The organism is Waddlia chondrophila WSU 86-1044 (assembly GCF_000092785.1).
GTDB lineage: Bacteria > Chlamydiota > Chlamydiia > Chlamydiales > Waddliaceae > Waddlia > Waddlia chondrophila.
In genome coordinates, this window is the sequence record NC_014225.1 from 571,779 (window position 1) to 586,077 (window position 14,299).

A 14,299-nucleotide genomic window follows, 5' to 3' on the forward strand; every position below is an offset into this window, starting at 1 on the left:
CTTGCACCGTCGGCTAGTCGCTGAATTTTAGCCCGCTTGCATCATCCAACTCATTCGAGTTGAACTGCTTGACGCATCGACTGCCTCCGGAACGAATTCAATGAAGGTTTTTGATAAATTTTCTTTGCTAATAAAAGTAATGTTATTATCATTGTTGTTTTTAGTTAATTTAATCCATGGATATTTTATGAAAATCAATAAATTTATTTTATTATCAAAAATTTTAATTGTATTATTTATCTTTAATCTTAACACTCTTTGTGCCGCACGCCCGCATCGAGCATATAGCATAGAAAGTTCACTTGAAGCGAGGCATCCAAATGTTAGAGCCGTCATTCTCCAGTTAAAGCGCATGCCTGAATCAAACGAAGTGATTAGGCAAGCTCTTGGAATGGGGTCGATCACTGTTGAGATGAGTTCTAAAGGAATGCCTTTCAATGCAATGTGGGAAAACTATGAAAGAAGAATTGTCGTTGACAAAAGAGCTTCAAAAGATCAGGGGAGTCTTTTATGCCATCTATTGTTTGAGTTGACGAATGCAGTTGCTGAGCCTAGATATCAAGAATTATGCGAGTTGGCAATTGATGGTTTGATCGATTGCGATTCTTATGTAGAGGCTGTGGAGAGGATCGAATATGAAAATATGGTTCGAACAGTTGCGATTATTGAAAAGGGGATTTCTTCTGGCATTTTTCCGTCGACTGCGGGATGGGAAGTGATTCATGACTTTGACATCCATTACAAAATTCAGCAATTAGCTGGACATTCCTTATTAATTGCCAAGGAGTATCAGGAAATCACGGGAAGAAAACGCTTTTCTTCTTATCAAGGCACTGTAAAAAATCTTAAGAGAATGTCTCATTCAGAAAAAATGTCGCTGATCGAATACCTGAGTTCGCAATATTTTCACTCAAAAAGAAAGATCTCCAACGCGTAGGGTAATTCATAAACAGTTTTACCCCTGATTGCGTCCATCTACAGCGTTTGTCCGGGGATTAGGCCGCAATCAGGGGTTTCAGTTCTTGTCAAAATTCCTTAATTCATTTACTACTTCAGATCTGTATCAATTCGATTTCGAAAAATAAATGGGGATTGCCGTTAATGTGTACTCGCATTCTTTGGAATACTAATCATTTAGCTGTTGTCACAGGACGGTCGATGGACTGGCCGGAGCCTACCCAGCCACAATTGATGGTACTGCCTCGTGGGATGAAGCGAGATGGTGGACGTTTAGGGCCGGAGGTGGTGGTTGAAGAGAATCCCTTGCAGTGGACGTCAAAGTATGGAAGCATTGTTGTGACGATTTACGGTTTAGGTTCTGTCGATGGACTTAATGAAGAAGGACTTGGAATGCACTTGCTTTTCTTAACTGCAACAGATTATGGACCGCGTGATCGCAGCAAGCAGGGAGTTCAGGCTATGCTTTGGGGGCAGTATCTGCTCGATAATGCTTCAACTGTGGAAGAAGCAATAGAGCTGGTCGAACAAATTCAGCCTGTGATGGTTGGATATGCGGGCTATAAATCCTCAGTACATTTAGCTATTGAGGACAGGCTAGGGGACTCAGCAGTGATTGAATATGTTGAAGGGAAACCAAGAATTTACCATGGGAAGCATTACCAAGTGATGACAAATGATCCGCCTTATGATCAGCAGTTGGATATTTTGAAAACTTACGACTTCTCAAATGCTACGCGCGAAACTCCGTTGCCGGGAAATGTAGATCCCGTTTCGCGGTTTGTGCGGGCTAACTATTTTTTGCAAACGCAGCGGGAGCCAAAAAGCGAAAGGGAAGCAATTGCGGCAATCCTTTCGATTTCACGTAATACTTCTGTACCTTTCAACTCTCCCAACAAAGACCCAGGAACGATTTACGATACAGAATATCGTACTGTTTTAGATTCGACAAACCAACGCTACTTTTTTGAACTGACAACAAGTCCTAACTTAGTATGGGCTGAGCTCGCTAAGTTTGATTTATCTTCAAACGCTTCTGCTTTCGTTGTCAATCCTGACAACATAACGTTATCGGGTGATATTTCCAAAAAATTTGAAGAAATTCAAAAGAATCCATTTTAATTCTTAATCTTTGAAAGGAGTATTGGTCATGACTTTAAGAATTTCTGGCTCAGGGATAAATTCTTCTTCAGATTCATCAGAATCTGTGTGGTCTGATCGAGACCCTAAGCATGTTGAGAGTCTCGTTCGAAAGGCTGTGGATAAGCTGGATTTGCCTTACAAAAAAACTGTGAGTCATCCTTATTCTAACGAAGTTCAGAAATTAACAATCCAATGGATCCACAGATATCGGATCATTGAAGATCATGCTAAAATCGAAAAGATCAATGCTTCAAAATTTGCTGATTTTTTAGGACGGGCGCATCCTAGAGCTGATAAGGAAACATTAAGCATCGTTGTCGATTTTGCCACATGGTTATTTATCTATGACGATATGATCGAAAAATGCAGCAATCAAGAGACCGTTAACCGTTTTCATGAGCGTTCAATTGCCGTCCTTTCTGGAGAAAAAGTGAACGATGAAGACGATCCATTGACTCTTGGGTTGTCTGATATTGCTGAAAGAATAACGAAGATATGCAGCTCTCTGATTTGGAGGCAGCGGTTAATTAAAGAGATGCAGCGTTATTGTAATGGAACTCTTTGGGAGTTGTTCAATCGGGAAAAATCGAGAGTACCTCTTCTTGAAGAGTATCAATGCAAACGGTTGGATACGAGTGGAACGCAAGCCATGTTTTGCTTTATTGAGATGATTGAAAAAGTGCAAATTTCACAAACAGTTTTTGAAAGCGATTATTTTAAAAAAATTTGCAGATTGGGAGCGAATTTGGTGAATTGGGAAAACGATCTTCTCTCAGCGCCTAAAGAGATTAAGAGCGGCGATTTGCATAACCTCGTTTTTGTTTATCAAGGTCCATCCAGCAGCGGTTATGAAAAGGCTATTGAAAGTGTTTGCGAAGATTTAAAAGACGATCTTGAACGTTTTCGGAAGTTGGCAAAAGAAATTCCGGATTTTGGATCTGAAACAGAAGCTGTGAAGAAGTATTTAACAGGAATTCAGGATTGGGTAGCGGCCCACCATTTTTGGGCAATAGAGTCGCCTCGTTATGTCATTAGTAAGAGCGTTTGAAAATTTATTAAATTGGAGAATTTCATGAATTCGTTATCAGATTTTTCCGTTAGCTCGTCTTCATCGTCTTCTATAGTGGTCGATGGAGGCCTCGAGTCTCCTCGTTCAGTTTTCAAAAAGCATCCCTTTACCTTAGCTGAAGGCAAATTGAAACCGACAAATTACATTAACCCGGGTATAGGAAAAAGGCTTGAAGAAAGTTATAGAGATGTAAGAGAAATTAATAAGAAGATTGAGAAAAGCATGAGAAAACTGAATCCCGAGGATCTCAGCGTTGTCAATCAAAAAGCATTGGAAAGATTAGGCTTTTTGATCAGGAAACAGCAGGAGGCTTACGGTCGATATTGTCACAATATGAGCATGCTGCATATCGGAACAGATTACGTTGAGCGGGAACAAGGGAAGAAATTTCCTTTTTTTCTCTTTTGTCGAGAAACTTTTTTTCAAAACACTGATGAGAAATTGAGAGAATATCTCAATAAGACAATTGTCTTGGATCCTTCGAAACCTTTTCACAAAAAGCAGCGTTTTGATCTTGTGCATCCGAAGTGGCTGCAAGAATTGTTTCCTAAGGAGAAAAAAGAGCAGACTGTTGAGGTCGATAAAAAAAAGAGAGAGTTGCATCTCTTGGTCTTATACAAAGAAGCTCTTTGCTATTTTTGTCATCGGTTGAAAAATGAACAGGCTTCTTTAAAGAAAACAAGTGAATTTGCCAATGTGGATCAAGTGGATCAAATGATTGGAAAAATCAAGAAAATTTTAGAAAAGAATAAGGATGTTCAGAAGCTTTTGGAGCTTGTTTCAGAGGAGGTTTCGATTTATCTCGAAGGGTCTTTTCAGCAGCAAATTTTTGACAAGGCTGCAGAGGCGTTTCTTCATGCTTTGGAAAAGAGTTATCAAAGAGAGGTAGCTTATTGCAATGAGAGCATTTGCAAAGCTGTGTTGGAAGCGTTCAATAGTGAGAAAAACCGCCCTTTAGCTGTTGAGTCCAGTCGTGCAGTGATCGGAGGCATCATCACTTTCTTGGAAAAACGGGGTAAGCATGACAAAATACTTCTTCCTCCTTTTAAAGGTCCTCCAATGGATGCAGAAGGCGATGCCGATTATGAAAAGCTTATGGAAAGGAAGGTGCAAGAGTACGTTGTTGAATGTCAAAAGTTAGTTGGGGAGAAGGTGTTTTGCGATGATCAAGTTGTGATCAACTTTTCGATGCTTCTACCGCAGTTTGCAAGCCAAGAGTGTCCGGGGCCTGAGAATGAAAGCGCGCTAAGCGCGCAGGAGCGTATTTTTAATTTTCTGATGACTTTGGAAGAAGATCAAGGGCTTACAAAAAAATTTCGGGCGTTTATGAATGCAGAGCTTATGCGATCCAATAGAAAGTGTATGAAAAGATTGGGAGAGAAAAATAAGGATTGCATGGAGATTCGCAAGTATTTGCTGTATTTTTACCGCGCACCATTTCAAACTTACTTGAATGAACCTGTAAAGGCTTTAAAAGAGATTGATGAGAGGATTTTCAAAGAGATTTACAAGACTTCGATTTTTGTGCAGTTGAAGGATTGGAAAGATGACGAAACGAAAAAAATCATTATTGGTTTTGATGAAGAGGTTGTAAATTTTCAATTTTTGAGAAGGGGAGCGATTGGATTGGCGAGTGAGAATCCTGCAGGAGTTCTTGTGCAAGATCTTTCGATTATGGTTTCGCGTCCAAGGAAATACGAGACGGAAATCAAGGATCCGGTCAAATTAAGGTTTTATTGTGAGAAACGCAAGGATTTGACAAGAGAGGAAGAGAAGGAATTGAATCGCTACTTGGGAAGGATAGCATTTATTTTGAAAATGTTAAAATTTCCTCCTCTGGAAATCAGGGAGATAGAAGACGAATCATAGGTGATTGCGAGATATTTTCAAATGTTGTGTTTCGAATCCTTAAGTGCACCCTGATTTGAAATTTATTTATGCTATTTTTTCAGCCTCTTGAGCTTCTATTCCGTCTTTAAAAATCACTCCCTTGATCACTTTTTCAATCATTTCACAGCCCTTAAGCTTTCTCCATTTCTTTTCAGCCGATGTCGCTAGTTTGAATACCATGGTCAATGTGGCAGTAACTGAACCACAACCTTTGGTCTGTCTTGTCCGATGTCTAATTGTTGCAAAAGTGGACTCGATTGGATTGGTTGTCCTGATGTGCTGCCAATGGATTGCAGGGAAGTTATAGAAGCTAAACAGCTGCGCCTTATCTTTTTCAAGACAAGCGCAGGCTTTGGGGTATTTGTCTCGATATGTTTTTAAAAATGTTTCAAATGCAGCCAATCCATCTTCTTTGGTTGGAGCCATATAGATTTCATGGATGGCCTTTTTCGCATTTACCTGCACGCTTTTAGGCATCTTATCAAGCACATTGGCCGTCTTATGCACCCAACACCGCTGCTGCTTTGTCTTCGGGAATACTTCTTCTATCGCAGACCAAAATCCAAGCGCGCCGTCTCCTATCGCAAGCTCTGGTGGAGTGCATAACCCGCGCCGCTTTAAATTTTCTAAAACCTCCGTCCAGGAAATCTTGCCCTCTCTATAACCATTGTGGATCGCTATAAGCTCTTTTTTTCTATTGGGCAAAGCGCCGAGAATGACAAGAAAACAGATGCGGTCATCTTCAAGACGAACATTGAAATAGATGCCATCTACCCAGATGTAAGCGTAGCGCTTTCCTTGAAGAGAGCGCTTGTTCCAGTCTTTGTATTCCTGCTCCCAAGATTGTTTTAAACGAGTGATGTTAGCTGCGGATAATCCTTTCGCATCCTTGCCCATTATCGCTTCAAGAGCCTCCTGGAAATTATTCGTAGATATTCCTCTGAGATAAAGAGCTGGAATGACCGCCTCTAGAGACGGCGCTCTCCTCAAATATTTTGGAAGAATTGCGCTTGAGTACTTTGTAAAGCCGTTCTTATCGCGTACTCGAGGTTGTTTCACAGCTATTGGCCCAATTCCTGTTTGCACTTCCCTTTCAGGCAGGTAACCGTTGCGCACAAATTGTTTTCTTCCTTCGGAGTTCGTCCTGCTACTCATCGATTCAAGGTGTTCATTGACTTCATTTTCAACAGCAAAAATGACAAGGCTTTCGTAATGTTTAATAAGGTTTGGAGGTTTCCACCTCCAACAGCACCTTGTCAAAGCACAAACGGCTTCCATCACCCCATCTTTCCAGCGATACACTCCTCGTCAGACCGATAGGTCTGACTTCGTCGCGATCGTGAAAATCTGAAGCAATAGAAGCCGTTTGTATCTTCAAACAGTACTGTTGGAGGTGGAGAGAATCGAACTCTATTCTATTGCTAAAACCAGGTTAAACTAGAATAAACAAGATTGAGACTATAAGCGATTTACGAAAAATTGAGTGAGCTGGTATGTGCTATTTTACACTGGTTTTTTCTGGTCTAGTGCGTAAAATTTGCGCAAAAATTGAACTCTCTAAAACGAGTCTTGGATATCACTGATCCAATCATCGCTATTCCAGGAAGAGAGATAATTTTTGATAGGTAGCAGCTTTTCAAGAGGATTTCCTGCCTGCCATTTTCCTGCAAGCTCAGAAAATGGGATTTTAATCGTAAAGGGACCGTCGGCAAATCCACCAACTGTATAGGGTTGGAAAATGAGGATTAACGATTCGTGGTCTACAACAAAAGTTTTTAGAAATTCTAAATCTAATCGATCATGGAGAGGCTCTGAACTTTGGAAATAAGAGAGCTCAATCTTATTCTTGAGAGAGTTTTCGCAATAAATTCTCAAAAACTCTTTTTGATTATCCAAAGGAAACAAGTCCTCTAAAGTGATCTCTTTAAAAGAGCCATTTGTTTTCACATAGGTTTTACCTTCATAATGGATCCATCCATGGGGCAGATGTGCATACACAAACAAATCTCCCATCAGGCTCACCACATCATCTGAAAACAAAACAGTTTTCAAATGGTAATTCATGCGGAAAGGACCTTCTTCTAAAGCACTTTCTGTTAAAATAGTGGAGATGAAATCTTTTTTGATCTCCTCTAAATCGCCAAAACTCTTTCGCTCTTTATCAGTAGAGCATCCAGTACAGATAAGAAGAAAAAAAAGGCAAAACATTTTCATAGGAACAAATTAAACCCTTTTAAGTAACGACAACGAAACTGTGCTGACCATGCTCAGGACGTAGATAGTGATTTCCATTTTTCATATGGACAAGGACTGCATGCAGCCTACCTTCAAAGGCCCATTTTATAGCATCTTGTTTTAGGAGCCATACAGGTCCACCTTCGATGCAAACCTGATATTCGGTAATAACACCTTGTTTCTTGTGCACTCCAGAAATAATCCATCTTGGAATAAAATCTTCATTGCCAACTTCCCAGCATTCATTTTTTTCTATAGCTTTCCAGTATCTTTCAAATTCCTCATCCGATAGAGAGCTGATTTTGCGATTAGGATCAAGATTGCTCATTTTTGCAATCTTTGGACCATGACCAGGATCCTCTTGAACATATCTGATTGAGGCTTCTAATAACGTTAGGTTTCGATAGCGGCTGCCTCTTAACATAACAATCAAAGCCTCATGTCCTGTTTCATAGTCGGGATAAACAGCATATTCATACCCCCCAGATCCTGCTGAGCCGATAGCACGTCTATCTTTGCCCATACTATAACGACTTTTAAGAAGCGCTCCTGGATTATTACATCTCCAAGTTCGTTTACCACCGCTTCGGATAACCATGTTGCCTTGTTCATCGAAATACTGAACCGTGAACATATTTGGTGGGTCTCCAATATTAGGAGGACCTGCTTTAGCTTTCACAAAAACCATTTTATTCACCTAACTATGCTATTAAGGAGCCAAATGCCATCCTATTGTAGCGATGTCCAAGGAAAAATCAAATGGATTTCGTTTTTCAGACTCGGGTGCGTCATTGGTCTTATTTCTTGAGTTCTTACTTTGGTGTCTTTTTCGAAGACCTTTTCTTTTGGACAACAGGAAGAGAGCTAAGTTCTGCCTCGATTTCATCGATGGAGGGGAGTTTGCCTTTCAGTTTTTTAGGCAGTGAGGAGATAATTTTTGTTTCGTATTCTGCTACGCCCATGGGCTTATTGATGTCGCGAAGCGCATATTCAACGATAAAATTGTCTTTTCTTCTGCAAATAAGAATGCCGATTGTTGGACTGTCAGCAGGGTATCGCATAAGATCATCGACGGCAGATAGATAGAAATTCATTTTGCCGGCAAATTCTGGCTTGAAATCTGTTGCTTTTAGCTCGACAACTACAAAACATCGTAGTTTCAAGTGGTAGAACAGCAGGTCAATGTAAAAGTCCTTGTTACCCACTTTAAGGGGCACTTGTCTTCCTACGAAAGAGAATCCTTGACCGAGTTCACATATGAATTTTTCGACATGTTCAATAAGGCCATCTTCCAAGTCCTTTTCGACATGCTCTCTTGTCAATTCCAAAAAATCAAAATTATAAGGATCTTTTAATGTTTCATGGGCAAGTTGTGATTGTGGATCGGGAAGTCTTACATGAAAGTTGGTGATAGCTTTTCCATGGCGTTTGTAGGTTTTGATTTTGATGGCGTCGAGTAGCGCATTTTGAGACCAGCCCTCCTGAATGACCATGTTAGCATACTAAAGACGTTCTTCAAGAGTTTTAACACCTTCGAAAATGGCAATATTTTGCCCCCAAGGGATATTAAAAACAGGGAGATCTTCTAATTGTCGCACAGCTTGTGCGACTTTTTCATAAGACAGATAAAATGTTTTCATTCTGAATAAGTTAGATCTGGAAAATCCCTCTATCCCAGGAAATTCATTCTGAATATCTTTGGAAATGCGCTCGATGACACTTGTGCCCCACCCATCTTTCTGTTGCCTATCTAAGATTTCTTTTCCAATTTCCCAATACAAACGAATGAGTTCACGGTTAACAGCGAGAGCTGCCTTAAATTGTGCGGAGCGTATTTTTAGCTTCAGGTGAGTGACAAACTTTACATAGCTTGCTTGAGATGGAGAAGAAACTGTTTTTGTAGTTTTTTTGGGCTTCTGCATAGAGAATTAAAAAATGGGTGTTGAGTGTTAATAGTTTGCCTATAGCCTACAGACTGCTAAAGGGATTGTCAAGGATGTGTTTAAGACTTTATTTTTCAGGAATGGAGGTCTGCGGATTAAGTTGGCAGGAGACGTCTGAAAAGCATCCCCAAGGCTTTTAGTAAATGGACATGGCCAAAGGCGTAAATTGGAATATTGCCTCATCCAAAACGCACAATGCTTTTTTCCTGCTTCATCAAAGTCTAAAGACAGAAGGATCAAAGGAGCTTGTCTGAGTATGGTGTCCAGCTTGGCATCAGGCTTTTTGCTTACACCTCCTAGGGCTACACTGCAAACTAAATGGGAGGCTTCTTGCTGGGCTAGGATGGCGTCCAGCTCAGATTCGACAATTATGATAGGCTTCGTTGTATCTCCATAGATGGTTGGCGATGGCTTGCTTCCAGAGACTTCTATGTACTTTGGCAGAGGGTCTTGTTTTGTCCAGTTATCTCTTCGAATTTTTATTTTCATAGGAATAGTTTTCTTGAAGGAGGGAATTACGATCCCTTTGGGAAGCCATAGCTTCCTTGGATTACCATTTTCCTTTATCTCTTCAGATAGTCCCCAAGTTGTTCTTGGCTGAAAAAGGGTTGTAGGATTCCAGCCTAGATGAAAATGTTGGATCGTTTTCAGAGTTAAACCTCTTTGAGTAAGCTGTGCAATTGATGTGGAAGAGTTCAGGAGGTTCATATGCGCGAAGGAAACAAACCGTTTAATAGTCTCTTGCCTGGCTATTGTTTGCGACTTCTGTTTTTTCCATCGTTTGCCGTATCCAAATCCAATGAAGATTAAAAAAACGTGTAATTGTTTGTAATTTTATTGGTGAGCGATGATGCTCCTGTCTCTTACTGAGAGGAGAGTAACAGGAAGCATGGAAAAGAGGAATGGTTTTATGTTGGTTTCATCTAGTCTAGTGCGTAAATACTGCGTAATTAATCTTTATGCAGCTAAATTTTTCGATAAGAATTTCGTATTGCATGTATCTAAAAATAAAAAGCTTCACTTCGAAAAGTGAAGCCTTAAATTTGACTGGAGGTGGAGAGAATCGAACTCTCGTCCTAAGTATACTCCATAATGACTACTACATGCTTAGTGCTCTGAAAAATGGGCCAACCGCTATGCAGAGCACTCCAATACGATTAACCCGCCTTATTCAATCTCGATACGGCAACCTAAAGACTGTCGGTCCGCCGCACCATACCAAGTACTTAACGATAGACCCTAAAACCCTCGGTCCAATTTTAGGCTATCGGGCTGCTTAATCGGTTAAGATTAAGCTGCAACTGCAGCTGTAGCAAGGTCAAGATCAGCAGCTACGAATTGAGCTGGGAAATCTACAACTTTGCTTCCAGTTACTTTTGTGCTTGATTTGGCACTTAATGTTCTATCGGCTTTTTAAAGAGGCCAACCGATATCCTCTGCATGCAATCAATACTTCGCATCCCAGTCGAAACCAGTACACCCCCATATCGATGTAATCTTTTGATACAGCACTCATTATAACATGAAAAGGGAATTTCTGAAAAGAAATGGACTTTAACGAAGAAGAACGCCTATAATTCCACTCAAATTTAAAAAAAAATAAAGGCAAGTTCAATGTTCGACGAGATCCAGCAGGAATCCTTCGATGAAAGGGAAAAACGTATCCTCGATTCCTGGGAGAGAGACCAAATTTTTGAAAAATCGGTTGAAAACCGGAAAAACCATCCGCAGTTCTCCTTTTATGACGGACCTCCGTTCGCTACGGGACTTCCCCATTACGGCCACTTTCTTGCTGGCACCATCAAAGATGTTGTCCTCCGTTATAAAACGATGAAAGGATTCTACGCTCCCAGGAGATTCGGGTGGGATTGCCATGGGCTGCCTGTCGAATACGAAGTAGAAAAAGCCAATAACCTCTCAGGATCCGGTTCTATTGAAGATTTTGGCATCGCTAAATTTAACGAAGCTTGCCGCTCCATCGTTCTTCGATACACTGAAGAATGGAAAGATCAAGTGAAACGGATGGGACGCTGGGTTGACTTTGGCAACACCTACCGCACCATGGATCTCAACTTTATGGAATCGGTTTGGTGGGTTTTCAAACAACTCTACGAAAAAGGACTGGTCTACCAAGGCCACAAAGTGATGCCGTTTTCTGCCAAATTGGGCACGCCCCTTTCCAATTTCGAAGCTGGAGAAAACTACAAGGAGGTGGATGATCCATCTCTTACCGTCGCCTTCGATGTGGAAGGGGAGGAGAATACCTGCTTTCTCGCTTGGACAACGACTCCCTGGACTCTAATCTCTAACCTTGCCCTTATGGTTGGGCCTGATGTTGACTACGTGAAAATCAAAGATGCCGATAATGGAAAATTCTACATCCTGGCTAAGGACTGCCTTGGCACCTACTATAAAAATGATGAGGGGTACGAGATCGTTCAAACAGTGAAGGGAAGCGAATTGGCTGGGAAAAAATACTGTCCGCTATTCAATTACTTCAAAGATCAAGAAAATGCCTTTCAAGTCTTATTGGAAGAAAGTGTCGACCTTAGCGAAGGAACAGGAATCGTCCATTCGGCTCCGGCTTTTGGCGAAGTGGATTTCTATGCTTGCGAGCGAGCGGGGATAGGCTTAGTCTGCCCTGTAGACAACAATGGGCGTTACACCAACGAGATTCCGGAATACACGGGGATGTTTGTTAAAGATGCTGACAAGCAGATCATCAAACGGCTGAAAGAGATGGGAAGGGTCGTGCACCACGGTACCTGCCGCCACCGCTATCCGTTCTGCTGGCGCTCGGATACTCCTTTGATTTACAAAGCGGTCTCTACTTGGTTTGTTTCCGTTGAGAAAATCAAAGATGCCATGCTGGCCAACAATGACAAGATTCACTGGATGCCTGAACATTTAAAAGAGGGGCGTTTCGGCAAATGGCTCGAAGGTGCACGCGACTGGGCAATCAGCCGCAACCGTTACTGGGGAACACCGATCCCGCTTTGGATTGCCGATGACGGGGAAATCTACGTTGCGGGAAGCATTCATGAATTGGAAGTTGCCACCAATACAGAGATCACCGATCTGCACCGGCATTTTATTGATGATCTGACATTTATTAGAAATGGCAAAACTTTTAAGCGTATTCCTGAAGTGTTCGACTGTTGGTTTGAATCGGGCTCGATGCCTTATGCTCAAAATCACTACCCTTTTAACAACAGGGCGCTGTTTGAATCGAATTTTCCCGCGGATTTTATCGCCGAAGGACTGGATCAAACTCGAGGGTGGTTTTACACGTTGACTGTGCTGTCGACGGCTTTATTCAATAAGCCGGCATTTAAGAATGTTGTCGTCAATGGAATTGTACTTGCTGAAGATGGCAACAAAATGTCAAAGAGGTTGAAAAATTACCCCGATCCCATGGATGTGGTGAAAAAATACGGAGCCGATGCGATTCGTCTCTACATGATGCACAGTGGGGCGGTAAAAGGGGAGGATTTGAGATTCCAAGAAAAGGGTGTAGAATTGATCCTTAGGCAGATATTCATCCCCTTCTGGAATGCTTACAGCTTTTTTGTTACTTATGCTCGGATCTATGATTGGAAGCCTTCAGACAGCTATCCCCATCCGCAGGCGGTGATCGATCGGTGGATCCTTTCGATGGTGAACAAACTTAATCGCGATGTGGAAGCTGGCATGGACGAGTATAATTTGAGCCGTGCTGTCGAACCTTTTATTGGCTTTATCGATCAGCTGACAAACTGGTATATCCGTCGCAGCCGCCGCCGTTTCTGGGAGGAAGAGGCGACTCGGGATCGTGACGAGGCGTTTCAGACGCTTTATCAGGTGTTGCTGGCGCTTACCAAAATTGCAGCACCGTTTGTCCCATTTATTAGCGATGCAATTTACCGAAATTTGCGCTCCAAAGGTGATCCTGAATCTGCGCACTTATGCGATTATCCGCAATACCATCCGGAAAGCCGTGATGAAAAATTGGAAGCAGAGATGTTTGTTGTGCAGAAAACTGTGAGCTTGGGGCATGCTTTGCGCAAAGAGTACAAAATGAAGGTGCGGCAGCCGTTGCCTGCGGTTCATGTAGCTTCCTCTAATCCACAGGTACTGGAATTTTTGTGCGAGCAGCGGCATCTTGTCGCTGATGAACTCAATGTCAAAGAGGTAATCTTTTCTTCCGATGAGACAGATTTTGTGCGATTAAAGGCTAAGCCGAATTTCCGTACTCTGGGAAGGCGGTTGGGTAAATTAATGAAACCTGCTCAAGAGGTGATCTCAAAGTTTTCTTCAGCAGAGTTGGAGAAGCTGCGCAGCGGACAGGCTTTGCGCGTTATCCTTGAAGGGGAAGAGATGGAGTTGACTTCGGAAGATGTAGAGGTCGAAAGGGAAGTGCGCGAGGGGTTGATTGCCGCGAATGAAGGAGAGATCACAATTGCTCTTGATACATCTCTCAATGAATCGCTGGTGATTGAAGGATTAGCTAGAGAGGTGGTCAACAAAATTAATTCGATGCGTCGTGATGGCGGGTTTGATGTTACAGATCGTATCCATGTGAAAATTCAAACGACCGATAAAGTCCGTACCTGTTTTGAGGTGCATGGCGATTATATCTGCAATGAAGTGCTTGCTCTTTCAGTTGATTTTCAGGAATGTGATGGAATTCAGTGGGATCTGAATGGCGAAGACGCCAGAATCTTGATCGAAAAAGTCGAGCAGAAATAAAACGGTATTGTAAAAAAAATCTTAATGATTATAGTTGCAGAGAAGAATACGTGATATTTTTTTTAAACGAGACAAGACTGTATGAGGTTGTATGGATACTGTAGCTGCTTCGGAAGCTAAGGATAAGCTTCAAGAAATGATCAAAGAGGCGGTGAGAAATCGTCAGCAATACAAAATTATAGGAAACGAAGGCTCTGTTGTATTGCTGCCGCAGGAAACGTATGACAACATTCTTGTGACTCTTGAGCTTCTATCGACTCCTGGTCTTTTGGACCAAATCAAACTGCAAGAGGTGGAAGAGGAATTTTCCAAGGCATTTAATCATTAGCTGTTT

The 14,299-nt window shown here is 41.7% G+C and carries 13 protein-coding genes and 1 other RNA gene; 6 read left to right on the forward strand and 8 right to left on the reverse strand.

Annotated elements, in window-relative coordinates:
* Nucleotides 1-27: 27 nt before the first annotated feature.
* A complete protein-coding gene (locus WCW_RS10120) occupies nucleotides 28-354 on the reverse strand; it encodes a hypothetical protein (RefSeq protein ID WP_227738823.1) in 327 nt (108 codons plus the stop codon).
* On the opposite strand from WCW_RS10120, the gene WCW_RS02495 reads away from it, so the two are divergent.
* The 4 genes from WCW_RS02495 (at nucleotide 353) to WCW_RS02510 (ending at nucleotide 5,038) form a co-directional block, all read left to right on the forward strand.
* The gene (locus WCW_RS02495) at nucleotides 353-937 is read left to right on the forward strand and encodes a hypothetical protein (RefSeq protein WP_143876340.1); all 585 of its coding nucleotides are present in this window, start codon (nucleotides 353-355) and stop codon (nucleotides 935-937) included. The two genes, WCW_RS10120 and WCW_RS02495, sit on opposite strands and share 2 nt — an antisense overlap.
* 119 nt (nucleotides 938-1,056) lie before the next feature.
* Entirely contained in the window at nucleotides 1,057-2,079 is a 1,023-nt protein-coding gene (locus WCW_RS02500) for a linear amide C-N hydrolase (protein ID WP_368664671.1), read from the forward strand.
* Nucleotides 2,080-2,107: 28 nt separating this feature from the next.
* Complete coding sequence (locus WCW_RS02505; protein WP_013181619.1) at nucleotides 2,108-3,148, forward strand: terpene synthase family protein; 1,041 nt, start codon at nucleotides 2,108-2,110, stop codon at nucleotides 3,146-3,148.
* A 24-nt stretch (nucleotides 3,149-3,172) separates the two neighbouring features.
* Nucleotides 3,173-5,038 (forward strand): hypothetical protein, encoded by a 1,866-nt coding sequence (locus tag WCW_RS02510; RefSeq protein WP_013181620.1) that lies wholly within the window; start codon nucleotides 3,173-3,175, stop codon nucleotides 5,036-5,038.
* 66 nt (nucleotides 5,039-5,104) lie between these two features.
* Here WCW_RS02510 and WCW_RS02515 read toward each other — a convergent pair whose 3' ends face one another.
* From WCW_RS02515 to ssrA, 7 genes are all read right to left on the reverse strand, one after another.
* Nucleotides 5,105-6,337, reverse strand: coding sequence for an IS256 family transposase (locus tag WCW_RS02515; RefSeq protein WP_013181621.1), 1,233 nt, complete (start codon nucleotides 6,335-6,337; stop codon nucleotides 5,105-5,107).
* A gap of 279 nt (nucleotides 6,338-6,616) precedes the next feature.
* Nucleotides 6,617-7,267, reverse strand: coding sequence for an RsiV family protein (locus tag WCW_RS02520; protein WP_063124726.1), 651 nt, complete (start codon nucleotides 7,265-7,267; stop codon nucleotides 6,617-6,619).
* A 25-nt stretch (nucleotides 7,268-7,292) separates the two neighbouring features.
* Entirely contained in the window at nucleotides 7,293-7,982 is a 690-nt protein-coding gene (locus WCW_RS02525; protein WP_013181623.1) for a hypothetical protein, read from the reverse strand.
* A gap of 124 nt (nucleotides 7,983-8,106) precedes the next feature.
* Nucleotides 8,107-8,787: a PDDEXK nuclease domain-containing protein gene (locus tag WCW_RS10405; RefSeq protein ID WP_013181624.1), complete on the reverse strand. Its 681-nt coding sequence runs from the start codon at nucleotides 8,785-8,787 to the stop codon at nucleotides 8,107-8,109.
* Nucleotides 8,788-8,796: 9 nt separating this feature from the next.
* Nucleotides 8,797-9,216 (reverse strand): DUF1016 N-terminal domain-containing protein, encoded by a 420-nt coding sequence (locus WCW_RS10410; RefSeq protein ID WP_013181625.1) that lies wholly within the window; start codon nucleotides 9,214-9,216, stop codon nucleotides 8,797-8,799.
* Between the two features lie 39 nt (nucleotides 9,217-9,255).
* Nucleotides 9,256-9,945, reverse strand: a complete 690-nt coding sequence (locus WCW_RS02535; RefSeq protein ID WP_013181626.1) for a hypothetical protein — start codon at nucleotides 9,943-9,945, stop codon at nucleotides 9,256-9,258.
* 337 nt (nucleotides 9,946-10,282) lie between these two features.
* Nucleotides 10,283-10,721, reverse strand: a transfer-messenger RNA (tmRNA) gene (gene ssrA / locus WCW_RS09910).
* 130 nt (nucleotides 10,722-10,851) lie between these two features.
* Here ssrA and ileS point away from each other — a divergent pair.
* On the forward strand, nucleotides 10,852-13,965 hold the full coding sequence (gene ileS, locus WCW_RS02540) for an isoleucine--tRNA ligase (protein WP_013181627.1): 3,114 nt from the start codon (nucleotides 10,852-10,854) through the stop codon (nucleotides 13,963-13,965).
* A 91-nt stretch (nucleotides 13,966-14,056) separates the two neighbouring features.
* Nucleotides 14,057-14,293, forward strand: a complete 237-nt coding sequence (locus WCW_RS02545; RefSeq protein WP_013181628.1) for a type II toxin-antitoxin system Phd/YefM family antitoxin — start codon at nucleotides 14,057-14,059, stop codon at nucleotides 14,291-14,293.
* The last annotated feature ends 6 nt before the right edge of the window (nucleotides 14,294-14,299 follow it).